This window comes from Isoptericola sp. NPDC056578 (assembly GCF_042793275.1).
Taxonomy (GTDB): Bacteria; Actinomycetota; Actinomycetes; order Actinomycetales; family Cellulomonadaceae; genus Isoptericola.
In genome coordinates, this window is record NZ_JBHTVC010000017.1 from 66,121 (window position 1) to 82,557 (window position 16,437).

15 protein-coding genes are annotated in these 16,437 nt (G+C 74.9%); 10 read left to right on the plus strand and 5 right to left on the minus strand.

Going from position 1 to position 16,437, the window contains the following annotated elements:
* Position 1: 1 nt before the first annotated feature.
* A complete protein-coding gene (gene hflX / locus ACFQ80_RS09210; protein WP_430552580.1) occupies positions 2-1,576 on the minus strand; it encodes a GTPase HflX in 1,575 nt (524 codons plus the stop codon).
* 191 nt (positions 1,577-1,767) lie between these two features.
* Here hflX and ACFQ80_RS09215 point away from each other — a divergent pair, with 191 nt between their 5' ends.
* The gene (locus ACFQ80_RS09215) at positions 1,768-2,370 is read left to right on the plus strand and encodes a class I SAM-dependent methyltransferase (protein ID WP_430563432.1); all 603 of its coding nucleotides are present in this window, start codon (positions 1,768-1,770) and stop codon (positions 2,368-2,370) included.
* A 25-nt stretch (positions 2,371-2,395) separates the two neighbouring features.
* Here the strand turns inward: ACFQ80_RS09215 and dapF are convergent, their stop codons facing one another.
* Together dapF and miaA are read right to left on the minus strand one after the other, a co-directional pair.
* Positions 2,396-3,331: a diaminopimelate epimerase gene (gene dapF, locus ACFQ80_RS09220; protein WP_430563433.1), complete on the minus strand. Its 936-nt coding sequence runs from the start codon at positions 3,329-3,331 to the stop codon at positions 2,396-2,398.
* Positions 3,328-4,389, minus strand: a complete 1,062-nt coding sequence (gene miaA, locus ACFQ80_RS09225) for a tRNA (adenosine(37)-N6)-dimethylallyltransferase MiaA (protein ID WP_430563434.1) — start codon at positions 4,387-4,389, stop codon at positions 3,328-3,330. The genes dapF and miaA overlap by 4 nt, the downstream gene beginning before the upstream one ends.
* 122 nt (positions 4,390-4,511) lie before the next feature.
* Here miaA and ACFQ80_RS09230 point away from each other — a divergent pair, with 122 nt between their 5' ends.
* Genes ACFQ80_RS09230 through ACFQ80_RS09240 form a run of 3 tightly spaced genes read left to right on the plus strand, consistent with a single transcriptional unit; the run spans position 4,512 to position 8,943 of the window.
* Positions 4,512-5,027 carry a YbjN domain-containing protein gene (locus ACFQ80_RS09230; RefSeq protein ID WP_430552584.1) on the plus strand — a complete coding sequence of 172 codons (516 nt, stop codon included), beginning with the start codon at positions 4,512-4,514 and terminating at the stop codon, positions 5,025-5,027.
* The gene (locus ACFQ80_RS09235) at positions 5,024-6,940 is read left to right on the plus strand and encodes an HSP90 family protein (RefSeq protein WP_430563435.1); all 1,917 of its coding nucleotides are present in this window, start codon (positions 5,024-5,026) and stop codon (positions 6,938-6,940) included. The genes ACFQ80_RS09230 and ACFQ80_RS09235 overlap by 4 nt, the downstream gene beginning before the upstream one ends.
* On the plus strand, positions 6,937-8,943 hold the full coding sequence (locus ACFQ80_RS09240; protein WP_430563436.1) for a hypothetical protein: 2,007 nt from the start codon (positions 6,937-6,939) through the stop codon (positions 8,941-8,943). Before ACFQ80_RS09235 ends, ACFQ80_RS09240 begins: the two co-directional genes overlap by 4 nt.
* An 8-nt stretch (positions 8,944-8,951) precedes the next feature.
* On the opposite strand, the gene ACFQ80_RS09245 is transcribed toward ACFQ80_RS09240, so the two are convergent.
* Positions 8,952-9,668, minus strand: a complete 717-nt coding sequence (locus tag ACFQ80_RS09245) for a hypothetical protein (RefSeq protein WP_430563437.1) — start codon at positions 9,666-9,668, stop codon at positions 8,952-8,954.
* A gap of 190 nt (positions 9,669-9,858) precedes the next feature.
* Here ACFQ80_RS09245 and ACFQ80_RS09250 point away from each other — a divergent pair, with 190 nt between their 5' ends.
* A complete protein-coding gene (locus tag ACFQ80_RS09250) occupies positions 9,859-10,365 on the plus strand; it encodes a YbjN domain-containing protein (protein WP_430552588.1) in 507 nt (168 codons plus the stop codon).
* Positions 10,362-10,946, plus strand: coding sequence for a YbjN domain-containing protein (locus ACFQ80_RS09255; RefSeq protein WP_430563438.1), 585 nt, complete (start codon positions 10,362-10,364; stop codon positions 10,944-10,946). Before ACFQ80_RS09250 ends, ACFQ80_RS09255 begins: the two co-directional genes overlap by 4 nt.
* 42 nt (positions 10,947-10,988) lie before the next feature.
* Here the strand turns inward: ACFQ80_RS09255 and miaB are convergent, their stop codons facing one another.
* Positions 10,989-12,641, minus strand: coding sequence for a tRNA (N6-isopentenyl adenosine(37)-C2)-methylthiotransferase MiaB (miaB, locus tag ACFQ80_RS09260; protein ID WP_430563439.1), 1,653 nt, complete (start codon positions 12,639-12,641; stop codon positions 10,989-10,991).
* 235 nt (positions 12,642-12,876) lie between these two features.
* Between miaB and ACFQ80_RS09265 the strand changes: the two genes are divergently transcribed.
* The 4 genes from ACFQ80_RS09265 to ACFQ80_RS09280 all read left to right on the plus strand — a co-directional run bounded on the left by ACFQ80_RS09265 (position 12,877) and on the right by ACFQ80_RS09280 (position 16,381).
* Positions 12,877-13,671 carry an amino acid ABC transporter ATP-binding protein gene (locus tag ACFQ80_RS09265; RefSeq protein WP_430552591.1) on the plus strand — a complete coding sequence of 265 codons (795 nt, stop codon included), beginning with the start codon at positions 12,877-12,879 and terminating at the stop codon, positions 13,669-13,671.
* A 108-nt stretch (positions 13,672-13,779) separates the two neighbouring features.
* Positions 13,780-14,640 carry a glutamate ABC transporter substrate-binding protein gene (locus tag ACFQ80_RS09270; RefSeq protein WP_430552592.1) on the plus strand — a complete coding sequence of 287 codons (861 nt, stop codon included), beginning with the start codon at positions 13,780-13,782 and terminating at the stop codon, positions 14,638-14,640.
* 128 nt (positions 14,641-14,768) lie between these two features.
* Positions 14,769-15,458, plus strand: coding sequence for an amino acid ABC transporter permease (locus tag ACFQ80_RS09275; protein WP_430552593.1), 690 nt, complete (start codon positions 14,769-14,771; stop codon positions 15,456-15,458).
* Positions 15,455-16,381, plus strand: coding sequence for an amino acid ABC transporter permease (locus tag ACFQ80_RS09280; RefSeq protein WP_430552594.1), 927 nt, complete (start codon positions 15,455-15,457; stop codon positions 16,379-16,381). Before ACFQ80_RS09275 ends, ACFQ80_RS09280 begins: the two co-directional genes overlap by 4 nt.
* Positions 16,382-16,437 lie beyond the last annotated feature (56 nt).

Genomic DNA, 16,437 nt, shown 5'->3' on the forward strand with positions numbered 1-16,437 from the left:
GTCAGCCCGCGACGGCGGCGTCCTTGAGCTCGGCCGCGAGCGCCTCGTCCACGCGACCGCGCAGGCGCGTGCCCTCGGCCAGGTGCTCCTCGGCGACCGTGCCGCCCGCCTCGTGCACGCGGTGCACGAGGTCGCCGCGCGAGTACGGGACGACCAGGTCGATCTCGACGTGCGGCTGGGGCAGCTCGGCCGCGATCAGCTCGCGCAGCTCGGCCATGCCCTCGCCGGAGTGCGCGGACACCACGACGCTGCGCCGCTCCCGACGCTGCACCCGGCCGACCACCGCCGGGTCGGCGACGTCGGCCTTGTTGAGCACGACGACCTCGGGCACGTCCGCGATCCCGGGGATCTCGGCGAGCACCTCGCGCACCGCGGCGATCTGGCCCTCGGGGTCCGGGTGGGAGGCGTCGACCACGTGCAGCAGCAGCGCGGCGTCGCCCACCTCCTCGAGCGTGGACCGGAACGCCTCGACGAGCTGGTGCGGCAGGTGCCGCACGAACCCGACGGTGTCCGTGAACGTGTACGGCCGGCCGTCCTCGGTGCGGGCCCGGCGCACGGTCGGGTCCAGCGTCGCGAACAGGGCGTTCTCCACGAGGACGCCCGCGTCGGTGAGCGCGTTGAGCAGCGACGACTTGCCGGCGTTGGTGTAGCCGGCGATCGCCACGTTCGGCACGCCGTGCCGCTTGCGGTCGAGGCGCTTGGTCTCGCGCCCGGGCGCCATGGCGGCGATCTCGCGGCGCAGCTTGGCCATCCGGTTGCGGATGCGCCGGCGGTCCAGCTCGATCTTCGTCTCACCGGGGCCACGGGAGCCCATGCCGGCGCCCTGGCCGCCCACCTGGCCGCCGGCCTGGCGGGACATCGAGTCGCCCCAGCCGCGCAGGCGCGGCAGGAGGTACTCGAGCTGCGCGAGCTCGACCTGGGCCTTGCCCTCCCGCGACTTCGCGTGCTGGGCGAAGATGTCGAGGATCAGCGCGGTGCGGTCGACGACCTTGACCTTGACGATGTCCTCCAGCGCGCGGCGCTGGGAGGGGGCCAGCTCGGTGTCGGCGACGACGGTGTCGGCGCCGACGGACGCGACGACGTCGGCGAGCTCGGCCGCCTTGCCGGACCCGAGGTACGTGCCCGGGTCGGGCTTCTGACGACGCTGCAGCAGCCCGTCGAGGACCTGCGAGCCGGCGGTCTCGGCGAGCGCGGCGAGCTCGCGCAGGGAGACCTCCGCGTCGCGGGCGGCGGCCTCGCCGCCGGAGTACAGGCCGACGAGCACGACGCGCTCCAGGCGCAGCTGCCGGTACTCGACCTCGGTGACGTCCTCGAGCTCCGTGGAGAGCCCGGCGACGCGGCGCAGCGAGATGCGCTCCTCGAGGTCGAGCTGGGCGCCGTCGTGGGCGGTGTGCACCGTGGCGCCCTCGGACCGCGCCGTCCCGGCCCGTGCGAGCACCCGGGCGACGACGTCCTGCGCGATCGCCTGGGCGTCGCGCTCGGCCTCGCGACGCGCGTCCGCCGAGGTCTCGGCGTCGGGTGCCCCGGCGGTCTCGTCGGTCTGCGGGGTGTCGGGGTTGGTCGGGGTGTCGGTCAAGGTGTGCCTCTCGGGTCGGGGTCGGCGGTCCGGCCGCCGTAGGGATACAACAAGGGTCCCACGCGAGACAGTCCCGGCGGAGGGTTTTTCACCGGGCGGCGGTGCCGCCGGGGTGCCGGACGGCACGGCGCGGTAGTGCCGCCGCGGGTCGGGTTTCTCCGGGTCGGGCGGCGGCGACCTAGGATCGCCGGGTGAGCGACGAGCCCGACCACTACTTCACCGCGCAGCCGGCCTCGGCCGCCGAGCGCCGTCGCGCCGTCGTCGAGCTCGCCGGGCGGGAGCTCGAGGTGGACGTCGCGTCCGGGGTCTTCTCCCCCGGCGGCGTCGACAAGGGGACGCGGGTGCTGCTGCGCGAGGCACCGGCCCCGCCCGCCGCCGGCGACCTGCTCGACCTCGGCTGCGGCTGGGGGCCGATCGCCCTCTCCCTGGCCCTCGCCTCCCCGGGCGCCACCGTGTGGGCCGTGGACGTCAACGAGCGGGCGCTCGACCTGCTCCGCTCGACGGCGGCGCGCCTCGGCCTGGAGAACGTGCGGGCCGTGCGCGCCGAGGACGTGCCGGACGACGTGCGGTTCGCCGCGATCTGGTCGAACCCGCCGATCCGGGTCGGCAAGGCCGTGCTGCACGACCTGCTGCGCGCCTGGCTCCCCCGGCTCGCCCCGGACGGCGAGGCGTGGCTCGTGGTGCAGAAGAACCTGGGGTCCGACTCGCTGGCCCGCTGGATCGAGGCCGAGCTGGGCCGCGGCGTCGAGCGTGCGGCGTCGTCCAAGGGCTTCCGCGTGCTCCGCGTCGACTGACGCCGACCGGGGCGGCGGCCCTCGCTCAGAGCTCCGCGAGCTCCGTCTCGCCGCTGAACACCAGCTCCGCGGGGCCGGCGAGCTCGACGTGGCCACCGTCGAGCAGCCGGACGCGCACGAGCCCGCCGGGCACCTCGACCTCCCAGACGTCGGGCACGGGGCCGTCGGCACCCGCCGCGGCCCACGTGCGCACCGCGAGCGCCGCGGCGCAGGCCCCGGTACCGCAGGACTGCGTCTCGCCCACGCCGCGCTCGTGCACGCGCATCCGCACGTGCCCGACGGCCCGTCCGTCGGGGTCCACCGTCTCCGCGAGCGGCACGACCAGCTCGACGTTCGTGCCCTCCGGGGGCACCGGGTCGACCTCGGGCGCCCGCGTCAGGTCGGCCTCGGCGAGCTCGGAGGCCCGCGCGAGGGCGACGACGGTGTGCGGGTTGCCCAGGTCGACGCTCAGGGCCGGGCGCGGGGTGTCCCAGCCCCGCACCAGCACGGCGGCGTCCGCGCCGCGCGACGCCGCGGCGTCCCCGCCGGGCAGCGCCCAGGAGCCCATGTCCACGGCGTACCAGCCGCCGGGCTCCTTGCGGACCCGGCGCACGCCGGCCCGGGTGCCGAGCGCGAGCTCGTGACCGTCGTCGAGGTCCGCGAGGCCGAGCTGCTCGGCGAAGGCCGTGAAGACGCGCACGCCGTTGCCGCACATCTGGGCGACCGAGCCGTCCGCGTTGCGGTAGTCCATGAACCAGATCGCCGCGGGCTCCTCGGCGAGCACCCGGTCGGCGACCGCCTCGCCGGCGCGCGCGACGGCCGCGGTGGGCGCGAGGCGGATGACACCGTCGCCGCCGATCCCGGCGCGGCGGTCGGCCAGCCGCCGCACCTGGTCCGGGGTGAGCTCGAGGTCCCCCCGGGTGTCGGCCAGCAGCACGAAGTCGTTCTGGGTGCCGTGACCCTTGGTGAAGCGCAGCGTCATGAGCCCAGACTACGGCGCACGGGCACCGTCCCCGCCGCGGGCAGCCGCCCGGCGTCGGCGGCGCGCACCACCGCGAGCGCCTCGTCGAGCAGGTCGGGCGACCCCGCGTCGAGCCAGCGCACGCGCGGGTCCCGGCCGAACCAGCCCATCTGCTTGCGCGCCAGACGGCGGGTGTTCGCGACGATCGCCTCGCGCGCGCCGTCGAGGGTGAGCTCCCCGCGCCAGCACGCGAGCAGCTCGGCGTAGCCGACGGCGCGGGCCGCCGTGGTGCCCAGGCCCGCCCCCGTCCCGCCCTGCTCGGGCGAGGCGAGCGACCGCACCTCCTCGACGAGCCCCTCGTCCCACATGCGCTCCACCCGGCCCGCGACACGGGCGTCGAGCACCTCGCGGTCGCAGTCCAGCCCGATCTGCACGGCCGGGCGGACGTGCTCCTGGCGCGGCAGGTTGGCGGTGTACGGGCGCCCGGTGAGCTCGATGACCTCGAGCGCGCGCACGATCCGGCGGGTGTTGTGCGGGCCGATCGACGTCGCCGCGTCGGGGTCGAGACGGGCGAGCTCGTCGTGCAGCGCCCGGCGGCCCTCGCGCTCGGCGCGGCCCTCGAGGCGGGCCCGCACGTGCGGGTCGGTGCCGGGGAAGTCCATGTGGTCGAGCAGCGCGCGCACGTAGAGGCCGGAGCCGCCCACGACGACCGCCCGCGCCCCGCGACCGGAGATCGCGTCCAGGTCGGCGCGCGCGGCCTCCTGGTAGCGCGCCACCGACGCGTCCTCGAGCGGGTCCAGGACGTCGAGCTGGTGGTGCACGATGCCGCGCCGCTCGCCGACCGGCACCTTCGCCGTCCCGACGTCCATGCCGCGGTAGAGCTGGAACGCGTCGGCGCCCACGATCTCGGCGGCGGCCGTCCCGCGCTGGACGTCACCGGCGCCGCCCGGGGACAGTGCCTGCGCCAGGTCGAGCGCCAGGTCCGACTTGCCCGTCGCCGTGGGGCCGACGACGGCGACGACCACGCCCGTGCCGGACAGGCTCCCGGACGGGCTCGTGATGGGGGGCGGTGCGGTCACGCCCACGACCCTAGCCCGCCGTCGGCGCGCTGTCGGACCGCCTGGTTAGGGTGTCCTTCGCCACCCAACGATGCCCGGCGCGACCACGCGTGCGCCCGGGATCCCGCACAGGACGAGGACCCATGGCCTTCTTCACCAAGCCCACCGTCGCGGCGCCCGCCGCACCCGCCCCGCTCACCCGGGAGCGGCTCGAGTCGCTGATGACCCGCCGCGAGTGGTACTTCGGGATCGACGACGACGGCGACCTCGGCGGCGTCTGGGACGAGAACACGTTCTACTTCCTGCTGGTCGGGGAGCCGAACGGGATCCTGCAGATCCGCGGCCGGTGGAGCCGCACGCTCCCGGTCGCCGAGCTGGAGCCGCTCACGGCGCTCCTCAACGAGTGGAACGTCGGGCGCATCTGGCCGAAGGTCTTCGCCCGGCCGGAGGACGACGGGTCGGCCGTCGTGGTCTACGCCGAGGTGGCGACCGACCTGCGCAGCGGCGCGAACGACGAGCAGCTCGAGCGGATCGTCGACTGCGGCCTCGCGACGGGCCTGTCCTTCTTCGAGATGCTGGACGAGCGCTTCCCCGCGGCCGAGGGCACGCAGGGGGCGGCACAGGAAGCAGCACGGCCCACGGCGGGCGACGCCCGGTGACCAGCGGCACCGACGCCTTCCAGGTCGACCTGCGCGGCCTGGTCGAGCTGCTCAGCCGGCACCTGTACTCGAGCCCGCGCGTCTACCTGCGCGAGCTGCTGCAGAACGGCGTGGACGCGATCACCGCACGCCGCGCCCTGGACGCCGACGCGCCCGCGCGCGTGCTGCTGCGCCCGCTCGACGACGGCGGGCTCGAGGTGCACGACACGGGCGTCGGCCTCACCGCCGACGAGGCCCGCGACCTGCTCGCCACCATCGGCCGCAGCTCGAAGCGCGACGACGGCCCGTCGGCGGACGACCTCGGCACCGGGTTCGTCGGGGGGCGCGAGGAGTTCCTCGGCCAGTTCGGGATCGGCCTGCTGTCGGCGTTCATGGTCGCCGACGAGATCGACCTCGTGTCGCGCTCGGCGCGCGACCCGCAGGCCGCGCCGGTGCGGTGGCGCGGGTACGCCGACGGCCGCTACGAGCTCACGGAGCTCGACCCGACCGACCCGACCGCGCCCCCCGTGCCCCCCGCGCCCGGGAGCGTCGTGCGGCTGCGCCCGCTGCGCGACGCCGAGCACTGGCTCGAGCCCGACACCGTGGCGGCCCTCGCCGCCGACTTCGGCGGGCTGCTCCCCGTGGACGTGTCGGTCGAGGTGCGCCTGGAGGACGGCGGCACGGTGCGGCGGCGCCTCAGCGGCGACGAGCTGCCCTGGCGCGCCCACCACGCGGACGACGCCGATCGCGCGCGGGCGCTGGCCGCGTACTGCGAGCGCACCCTCGGCTTCACGCCGCTGGCCCACATCGACCTCGACCTGCCCGTCGCCGGTCTCACCGGGGTCGCGTTCGTGCTCCCCGCCGCCGTGGCACCCACGACGGCCGCGCACCACCGGGTGTCGCTCAAGCGCATGCTGCTCGGCACGGGCGTCGAGAGCCTCCTGCCCGAGTGGGCGTTCTTCGTGCGCTGCGTCGTCGACGCGTCCGCCCTGCGGCCGACGGCCTCGCGCGAGGGGCTGTTCGAGGACGACGTCCTCTTCGCCACCCGCGAGGCGCTGGGCGAGCAGGTCCGCGCCTGGACGCTCGACACCCTCGCGGAGCCGTCGCCGCTGGCGCGGTCCTTCCTGTCCACGCACCACCTCGCCGTCCGTGCCCTGGCCGTGCAGGACGACGCCATGCTCGACCTGGCCGCCCGCGTGCTGCCGTTCGAGACCACCGTCGGCACGCACACCCTCGCCGACCTGGCCGAGCCCGCCGACGGGGAGGCCCCCGCGCGGGTGCTGTGGACCACCAGCGTCGAGGAGTACCGCCGGGTGGCCGCGGTCGCCGCGGCCCAGGGCCTGCCGGTGCTCAACGCGGGGTACGTCTACGACGCCGACCTCCTCGCCCGCGTCGCCCGGCGGCGGCCGCAGTGGCACCTCTCCCCCGTGGTGCCGGGCGACCTCGAGGCCGTGCTGGGCGAGGTGGAGCCGTTGCGCGAGCTCGAGGTGACCGACGCGCTCGCCGCCCTGGGCGACGACCTCGCCGACCAGGACTGCGACGTCCAGCTGCGCGTCTTCTCCCCGACCGAGGTCCCGGCCATGCTGCTGACGGACCGGGACGGCGAGCACGCCCGCCAGGCCCGCGAGGCCGCCGCCCCCGTCGACGACGACACGGACGTGTGGGGCGCCGTGCTCGCCGGCCTCACCGGCCCGGCCCGCGCCCGCCGGCTGGTGCTCAACGACGCCAACCCGACCGTCCGCGCGCTGCTCGCGGCCGGCGACGCCCCGGTCCGCACCGCGGGCGCCCGCTCGCTCTACGTCACCGCGCTGCTCGCATCGGGCCGGCCCCTGGCGGGCGCCGAGGCCGGCCTGCTCGACGACGCCCTGCGCACCCTCCTGGAGCGCGCCCTGCCCGACGCCCGCACGACCGACACCGAGGACGACGCCCGATGACCCGCACCCTGGACGAGGCGAACCGCGCCGTCTCGACGATCATGAGCATGCCGTACGGCGTCGCGCGCAGCGCCGCCGCGGAGCAGGAGGCCGCCCGCATCACCGCGGAGGGCCCGGACGAGGCGCGCGCCTACGCCCTGTTCGCGCTGGTGGACTCCTACACCTCGACGCCCGAGGCGGAGAAGGCGTTCCTGCCGTTCACGCAGCTGCTGCGCTGGTGGGACTCCCACCCCGAGCTGTTCGACGGCAGCGACACCCACTCCCTGTTCTGGTCGTTCAAGTGGATGGTGGGCCTCCTCGCGCGCTTCCCGTCCGTCCCGACCGCGCAGCTCGACGCGACGCTCGACGACATGGAGCGCCGGTACGCCCTCGCCGGGAACGGGACCAGCGCGGTCGCCGGCGAACGGTTCGCCTGGCTCCGTGCCCAGGGTGCCCCCGGCACCGAGGAGGCGTACCGCACCTGGATCACGACGCCCCGCGACTCCTTCTCGGACTGCGCCGCCTGCCTGCCCGCCGGCCAGGCGGAGTACCTCGCCGAGACCGGTCGCGTGCGCGAGGCTGCCGACGTCGTGAGCGCCGCCGTCGCGTCGGGCGCCACCTGCGGCGACGAGCCCGCGGGGATGGAGTCCCTGCTGGAGCTGCTCCTGCTGGACCTGGGCGACGCCTCGGGCGCCGCCGCCGTGCACCGCAGCGCGACGAGCCATCTCGACGCCGCCGTCTCGAAGGAGGTCGCCGCCTCCCGCCACGTGGAGTTCCTCGCGCGGACCGGGCACCCCGAGCGCGCCCTGCGCCTGCTGCACACCTACCCCGAGCACCTCACGGTGTCCGACTCGCCGGGCGAGCGGCTCGCCGTGCTCACCCATGTCGCGGTCGCCACCGGGGTGCTGCGCGAGACGCACGCCGACACGCCCGTCGACCTCGCCGCGGTCCCGGCGCGCACGGTCGCCGAGCTCGACACGTGGGCCCGCGCCGAGATCGCGCCGATCGCCCGCGCCTTCGACGCCCGGCACGGCACGGACCGGCACGCCCGGCTGCTCGACGCCGCGTGGGCGCGCCAGGCCCGGCGCCTGCCCGTCGAGCTCGGGGTGCTCGCGGCCGCCGAGCGCGCGGCCGCCGTCCCGGGCGCGACGCCCGACACGATCCCTGACACGATGCCCGACGCGCTCGCGACGTCCCTCGCAGGGGCCGACGCCGCCTCTCCCGCCGGGGTCGACCTCGCCGGCGTGACGGGCCCTCGCCTCGACGCCGACCCCGTCGGCGCCGCCCTCGCGCGTGCCGAGGGCGAGCCGGATCCTGTCGAGGCGTCCGCGGCCTACCTCACCGCCGCCCGCCTGGCGGAGGAGGCCGGACGGCTCGAGGACGCGGGCTTCGCCCTGGCGGAGGCCGCACAGGTCGCCGCCACGCTCGGCGACGACGAGGGCGCGGTGCCCGCGTTCGCGCGGGCCGTCGGCCTGCTCCGGGCCGCGGGGACCGACCCGTCCCACGTCGGCCCCGTGGTCCGGGCCGCCGCCGCGGCCCAGGCGCGCGCCGGCGACGTCGACGCCGCCCTCGCCGCCGTCGAACGGGTGCACGACGACGTCGCGCGCGCCACGCGCGGGGTCCCCGATGCCCCGACGCCCGCGATGTCGGAGGAGCTCGCCGCCCGCCGCGCGGCCTTCGTCGCGGCCGAGGAGCGACAGCTGCGCGACGTGCACGCCCGCCTCCTCGCGACCGCCGGGCGGCACGCCGAGGCGGCGCGCCAGGCGGAGTCGGTGGCCGAGGAGTTCGGCCGCGCAGGCCTGCCCTTCGACGCCGCCCACGCGTTCTGGCTCGCGGGCAGCGCGCTGCGGGCCGCGGGCGACGCCACCGCGGCGGTGGACCCGCTGCGCGCGGCCCTGGAGGGCCTCGCGGCGACGGGCGCGCGAGCCGACCTGGCCTCCGTCGCGGACGAGCTCGTCGGGACGCTCCGGGGTCTGGGTCGCACCGAGGAGGCCGACGCGGTCGCCGCGTCGCTCGTGCCCTGACGCGCAGGTCAGCCCGCGCTGCCCTCGGCGACCCCGTAGGACGCCGGCAGGTGTTCGTGCCCGCCGGGGACGGTCGTCACGCGCCACGACCACCGCCCCGGCGCGGCGGCGACGTCCAGCAGGGCCGCGACCGCCGGGGCGAGGAGCACGGGGCCGCCCGACACCGGGCCAGGTGCCGGGCCGGGGGCCGGGTCGGGTGCCGGGTCGGGCACCGCCGCGGCGCCCGGGGTCCCGGGCGCCGCACCCCCCGCGACGACGACCGCGGGGGCGCGGCGCAGCGCGGTGACGGCCTCGGCCGGCACCTCGGCGGCGTCGGACACCTCGAGCACCACGACGTCCGGCGGCCCGTCGTGCCCCGCCCGTCGCGCCGCCGCGCGCAGCGCGAGCAGCGCCACCGATGCCGGGACGTGCGCGGGCGGGACGGGGGCCGGGTCCGCTCCGGCCCACGCGGCGACGTCGGGCACCCAGCGGTCGGCGATGCCCGCCCCCGCGAGGGAGGGCCGCCGCCGGCCGAACCCGCCGCTCGCTCCCCGAGGGACGGGGGCCAGCACCACGAGAGGTGCGTCACCGTCCCCGCCCGGCGGTGCCAGGGCGACGGACGCGGCCACCAGTCGGTCGAGGGCGCCCGCCACCACGACACGGACGTCGCCGAGGAGGTCGGCGCCGCCGCCGGCACCGGGCACGAGCAGGGACGTTCCGGGCAGGACGACGGCACGGGCTGGCACGCGCCCAACCTACCCTCGGCCCCTCCCGCCGCCCCGGCAGCCGTCGCGGGCCGGCGCCCCTACGCCGTCCGGCCCTCGGTGCACGAGCCCCGCCTCGGGTCCCGGCGTGTAGCGTGGACGGGTGAGGTTCTTCGGTTCACGCCGGGCAAGCAGGATCCGGCCGACCTCCGTCGGCCGGGAGGACGAGCTCGTGGGCGACCTTCGGGACGACGAGCTCCACGACCGGATCGAGGGTCTGCTCGCCGACCACGTCGGCGCGGACGACGCGCTGGCCCCGTTGTCGCGCGACCGCGTGACGGACTGGCTGGAACGGTCCGGGTTCTCCTACTTCGTCGACTCCGACGGTGACGTCGGCGGGCTCTGGCACGGCTGGCTCTTCTACTTCCTCGTGCTCGGCGAGCGGTCGGAGGTGCTCCAGGTCCGCGGCCAGTGGCACCGGGACCTCAGCATCGACCGCCTCGGCGAGATCCTCGAGCTCTGCAACGAGTGGAACGCCGAGCGGATCTGGCCCAAGACGTACGTGCGCGTACGCGACGACGGCTCCGTCGTGGTGTGCGCCGAGGTCACGGTGGACGTGGGCAGCGCGGTCGGCGAGGCGCAGCTCGACCAGCTGCTGCAGTGCGGCCTCAGTACGGGGTCGATGTTCTTCGAGCACCTCGACACGACGTTCCGCGACCCCCTGAGGGACGGATCGTGACCGGCACCGCCCGGTCCGGCGGCACCGCCCGCCGCCTGCTCGGCGGCGTCCGGCGTGCGGCTGACGCGGTCGGTCGTGCCGTGCAGGACGCCGGCGCTCGCGTGGCCGCCCGCGGGGAACGCGCGCCCTCGCGCCCGCGCGGCACGGCACCGAGGCCCCTGTCCCACGCCCGTGTCGCGGACGACCTGTCCCGCCGCGGCTACCGGTTCCGCACGGACGACGACGGCGACGTGACGGGCACCTGGGACGGCAACCGGTTCTGGTTCCTGCTGCTCGGCGACCACGACGAGATCCTGCAGGTGCGCGGCCGCTGGGCCGGGACGGTGCCCGAGGGCGCCCGGCTGGCGGTGCTGCAGGCCGTGAACGACTGGAACCGCGAGCGGGTGTGGCCCAAGGTGTACGCACGGGCGGAGGGCGAGGGGCTCGCGCTCTACGCCGAGGTGTCGGTGGACTTCGAGCACGGCGCGACGGACGAGCAGCTCGCCGCCACGGTGTCGTGCGGCCTCGTCACGTCGTCGCAGTTCTTCAGCACCGTGGGCGCGATGACGCCCGGCGGGTCGGGGCTCGACGACCAGGCCTGACCGGCCGGACGCCCACCCACCGGAGGCCCCACGGGCCGCCGGTCAGCCCCGGAGCGAGGGCATCCCGAGCACGACCGGGCCCGAGGACGGCGCCGCGCCGTGGGAGTGCTCGTCCTCGCCCCCGCCGAGGCGCGCCGTCTCCCGCTGCGCCCACGCGTCGCCCGACCGGGTGCGGCGCACGGCGTACGCGCCGCCGTCGAGCACCGCGTCGGCGACGAGGAAGTGCGGGGCCGACCGCGTGACCCCCACGGTCACGACGTCGCCCGGCCGCGGCAGGCGCGGGTCGAGCGACGCGGCGTCGGCGAGCCGGGGGTCGTCGAGGGACGTGGGCGCCCCGGCGAGGCCCTCGGCCCCGGCGGCGACGTCGTCGAGCAGGGCGGTGGGCAGCGCGAGGTGCACGAGCCGGTTGTCGGGGGCCCGGCCGGAGAGCCGGTGCGTGGCGCCGTCCTTCTTCCCCGCCCCCTCGGAGACGAGCACGTCGAGCGTGCGCCCGACCTGGCGCGCGGCCTCCTCGCCGGCGATGCGCTCCTGGAGGGCCAGCAGGCGCTCGAACCGCTCCTGCACGACCTCCTTGGGCAGCTGCTCGTCCATGGTCGCGGCCGGCGTGCCGGGGCGCGGCGAGTACTGGAACATGAACGCCGAGCTGAACCGCGAGGCCTCCACGACGCGCAGCGTCTCGCGGAAGTCCTCCTCGGTCTCCCCCGGGAAGCCCACGATGATGTCGGTCGTGATCGCGGCGTCCGGCATGGCGTCGCGCACGCGGTCGAGGATGCCGAGGAACCTGGCCGACCGGTACGACCGGCGCATGGCTCGCAGCACGCGGTCCGAGCCGGACTGCAGCGGCATGTGCAGGCTGGGCATGACGTTCGGCGTCTCGGCCATCGCCGCGATCACGTCGTCGGTGAACGCCGCCGGGTGCGGGGACGTGAAGCGCACCCGCTCCAGCCCCTCGATGGTCCCGCAGGCGCGCAGCAGCTTCGCGAACGCACCGCGGTCGCCGAACTCGACGCCGTAGCTGTTGACGTTCTGGCCCAGCAGGGTGACCTCGACGGCGCCGGCGGCCACGAGCGCCTCGACCTCGGCCAGGACCTCCCCCGGCCGGCGGTCGCGCTCCTTGCCGCGCAGGTGCGGCACGATGCAGAACGTGCACGTGTTGTTGCAGCCGACCGAGATCGAGACCCAGCCCGCGTAGACGGACTCGCGTCGCGTGGGCAGCGTCGAGGGGAAGACCTGCAGCGACTCCGCGATCTCCACCTGCGCCTCGGCGTTGTGCCGGGCCCGCTCGAGGAGGACCGGCAGCGCGTCCAGGTTGTGCGTGCCGAAGACGACGTCCACCCACGGGGCCTTGGACACGATCTCGCCGCGGTCCTTCTGCGCGAGGCAGCCGCCCACGGCGATCTGCATCCCCGGCCGGTCCGCCTTGATCCCGGCGAGCTGCCCGAGGTTCCCGTAGAGCCGGGTCGCGGCGTTCTCGCGCACCGCGCAGGTGTTGATCACCACGACGTCGGCACGGCTCGCCGCCTCGTCGGCGGCGGTGGCACGCGAGTAGCCGGCCTGCTCGAGCATGCCGGCCATGTGCTCCGAGTCGTGCACGTTCATCTGGCAGCCCAGGGTGCGCACGAGATAGGTGCGCTGGACGGGCGACACGTCCGTGGGACGGGCCGACACGGCGGGGCTCTGCGTGGTACTGGACATCGCATCTAGGGTACGGTGCCCGACGGCCGGGCCCCGACGAGGTGACCCACCCCATCGCTCGAGAGCACCGCTCGACGACGTCGCCCCACGACGTCCGACCCGCGACGCTCGAGACACGCGGCCTCCGCCGCAGGGACTCGGACCGCGCACACCGCGTGTGCACTGTTACTGAACCGTTGCGGAACCGGACAACCCGGTGCTGGTCGCGGAAACACCGAGTGGATAGGTTCGAGAGATGGATCACGGCGATGCGACCACGACGACCGACCCTGCCGAGACGTCGTCCTCCCTCGGCGCGCCGCTCGTCGAGCTGAAGAACGTCAACAAGCACTTCGGCGAGCTGCACGTGCTGCAGGACATCGACCTCACCGTGCGCAAGGGCGAGGTGCTCGTGGTCATCGGCCCGTCGGGCTCCGGGAAGTCGACCCTGTGCCGGGCGATCAACCGGCTCGAGACGATCGACTCCGGGGAGATCCACATCGACGGGCAGCCCCTGCCGGAGGAGGGCAAGGCCCTCGCGAAGCTGCGGGCCGACGTCGGCATGGTGTTCCAGGCGTTCAACCTCTTCGCGCACAAGACGATCCTGGAGAACGTCACGCTCGGGCCGGTCAAGGTCCGCAAGGAGCGCACGGGCGCTGCGAAGGAGCGCGCTCTCGAGCTGCTCGACCGGGTCGGGGTCAAGAACCAGGCCCAGAAGATGCCCGCCCAGCTCTCCGGCGGGCAGCAGCAGCGCGTCGCCATCGCCCGGGCGCTGGCGATGAAGCCCAAGGTGATGCTCTTCGACGAGCCCACCTCGGCGCTCGACCCGGAGATGATCAACGAGGTCCTGGACGTCATGGTCGCCCTCGCGAAGGAGGGCATGACGATGATCGTCGTCACGCACGAGATGGGTTTCGCCCGCAAGGCCGCGAACCGCGTCGTCTTCATGGCCGACGGCCAGATCGTCGAGGAGGCCACGCCCGAGGAGTTCTTCACCGCGCCCAAGAGCGACCGGGCGAAGGACTTCCTGTCCAAGATCCTCTCCCACTGACCTGACCACACCCACGCACAGGGCGGGAACCCCCGCCGGCCGCGCGGTCCGGGACCTGACATCGGCGTCCCCGGCCCGTACGGGCGACCACAACGAAGGGTAAGAACGATGCGCACACGACACGCAGGGGCCGCCGCGCTCGCCGCACTGACCGCACTCACGCTCGCCGCCTGCGGCGGCGGCGAGGTCGGGGGCGGCGGTGGCGACGGCGAGGAGACCGGCGGCGCCGGGGGCGGCGACTCCATCAAGATCGGCATCAAGTTCGACCAGCCGGGCCTGGGCTACCAGGACGGCAGCGAGTACACCGGCTTCGACACCGACGTCGCCCGGTACGTCGCGGAGAAGCTCGGCTACTCCGAGGACCAGATCGAGTGGGTCGAGGCGCCGTCGGCCAACCGCGAGACGATGCTGCAGACCGGCCAGGTCGACATGATCTTCGCGACCTACTCCATCACCGACGAGCGCAAGGAGCAGGTCGCGTTCGCGGGTCCGTACTTCATCGCCGGCCAGGACCTCCTCGTCGCCGAGGACAACACCGACATCACCGGCCCGGAGTCGCTGAAGGGCAAGAACCTCTGCTCCGTGACCGGCTCGACGTCGGCGCAGCGCATCAAGGACGAGTACGCGACCGACGTGCAGCTCGTCGAGCGCCCGGGCTACGCCGAGTGCGTCACCGCGCTCACGGCCGGCCAGGTCGACGCCGTGACGACGGACGACATCATCCTCGCCGGCCTGGCCGCCCAGCCCGCCAACAAGGGCAAGGTGAAGGTCGTCGGCAACCCGTTCTCCGAGGAGAACTACGGCGTCGGCCTGCCCCAGGACAACGACACCTGCGAGGACATCAACGCGGCCATCACGTCGATGATCGACGACGGGTCGTGGGAGAAGGCCGTCCAGGCGAACACCGAGGGCACCGGGTACACGCCCAACGCCGACCTCAACCCGCCGACGCCGGACGCCTGCGCCTGACGAGGCCGTCCGACCGTCCGATCGGCACGAGGGGAGCGGCGCCGCCGCGCCGCTCCCCTCGTTCGTCGATCACCAGCCCGTCCACCGCGGCTCCGCCCGCACACCACCCTCCGGGAGGCTGACACACCGTGGGTGACTTCCTGTCCCAGATCGGCGAGCTCTTCGCGCTCTACGACGTGCCCGGCGCGTTCTGGGTCAACATCCAGCTGACGTTCTGGGCGGCGATCTTCTCGCTGATCCTCGGCACCGTGCTCGCGCTCATGCGGATCTCGCCCATCGCGAGCCTGCAGTGGGCCGGCGCGGCCTACGTGAACATCCTGCGCAACACGCCGCTGACCGTGATCATGACGTTCCTGTTCCTCGCGGTCTGGACGCAGCTGCAGATCACGTTGTCCGACGACTTCGCGCAGAACTTCTTCCGGTTCGGCGTCATCGGCCTGACGGTCTACCACGCCGCGTTCGTGTGCGAGGCGATCCGTTCGGGCGTCAACACCGTCCCGCTGGGCCAGGCGGAGGCCGCCCGCGCGATCGGGCTGTCGTTCCTGCCCGCCGCCCGGCTGATCATCCTGCCGCAGGCGTTCCGGGGCGCGATCGCGCCCCTCGGGAACACCTTGATCGCCCTGCTGAAGAACTCGACGGTCGCGGTGGCGGTGAGCGTCTCCACGGAGACCTCGACCCTCATGCGGGAGATGATCGAGAGCAACGCGAACTACATCTACGCGATCTTCATGATCTTCGCGATCGGATTCGCGGTGCTCGTGATCCCCATCGGCCTGCTCACCACCTATCTCTCGAACCGACTGGCGGTGCGTCGATGAGCTCTCAGCATTCCGTCCTCTTCGACGCGCCCGGCCCCCGGGCGCGCCGGTTCATCGTGCTCGGCAACGTCGTGGGTGCGCTCGTCGTGCTCGGCATCGCCGCGCTCGTCGTGGCCCAGCTCGCCGCCAAGGGCCAGTTCGCCGCAGCGTTGTGGGAGCCGATCTTCACCTCCAGCGCCTGGCAGAACTACTTCATCCCGGGCCTGCAGAACACGCTGCGCGCCGCGGGGTTCGCCATCGTCGGCGCGGTGGTCTTCGGCCTCATCTTCGGGTCTGGGCGCCTCGCGCGCGTGCGCGCCGTCCGCTGGGTCAGCGGCGTGGTCGTGGAGTTCTTCCGCGCCGTGCCGGTGCTGCTCATGATGGTCTTCTTCTGGCTGCTGTTCGGGTTCAACCGGATCAGCGACGACCCGGCCTTCCTCGCCGTCGTGATCGCCCTCGTCCTCTACAACGGCTCCGTCATCGCGGAGCTCGTCCGGGCGGGCGTCGGCAACCTGCCGAAGGGCCAGTCGGAGGCCGGCCTCGCGGTCGGCCTCACGGGCGGGCAGGTGCTGCGGTCGATCCAGCTCCCCCAGGCCCTCATCGCGATGCTGCCGGCCCTGGTGTCCCAGCTCGTGGTGGTCCTCAAGGACACCGCGCTCGGCCAGATCATCACCTACAACGAGCTGCTGCGGGCGGCGCAGATCTTCGGCAACGGCAACAGCAACAACCTGCAGACGCTGACGGTCGCGGCGCTGATCTTCATCGTCATCAACTGGGCGCTGACCGCCGTGGCCCGCTGGCTGTCCCGCTACCTCAGCGGCCGGACGTCGGGCGTCACCGCGGCCGGTCCCGGCATCGGCAACCCGACCGCCGTCGCCGGCGGCGCGGCGCCGGGCGCGCCCGGGAACGCCATCGCGGCCACCGGGGACCCGAGCGCCACCTGACGCGCCGGCACGACCGCGCGTCCCCTGGACGACGTCGCCCCCGGACGCTTCTCGCG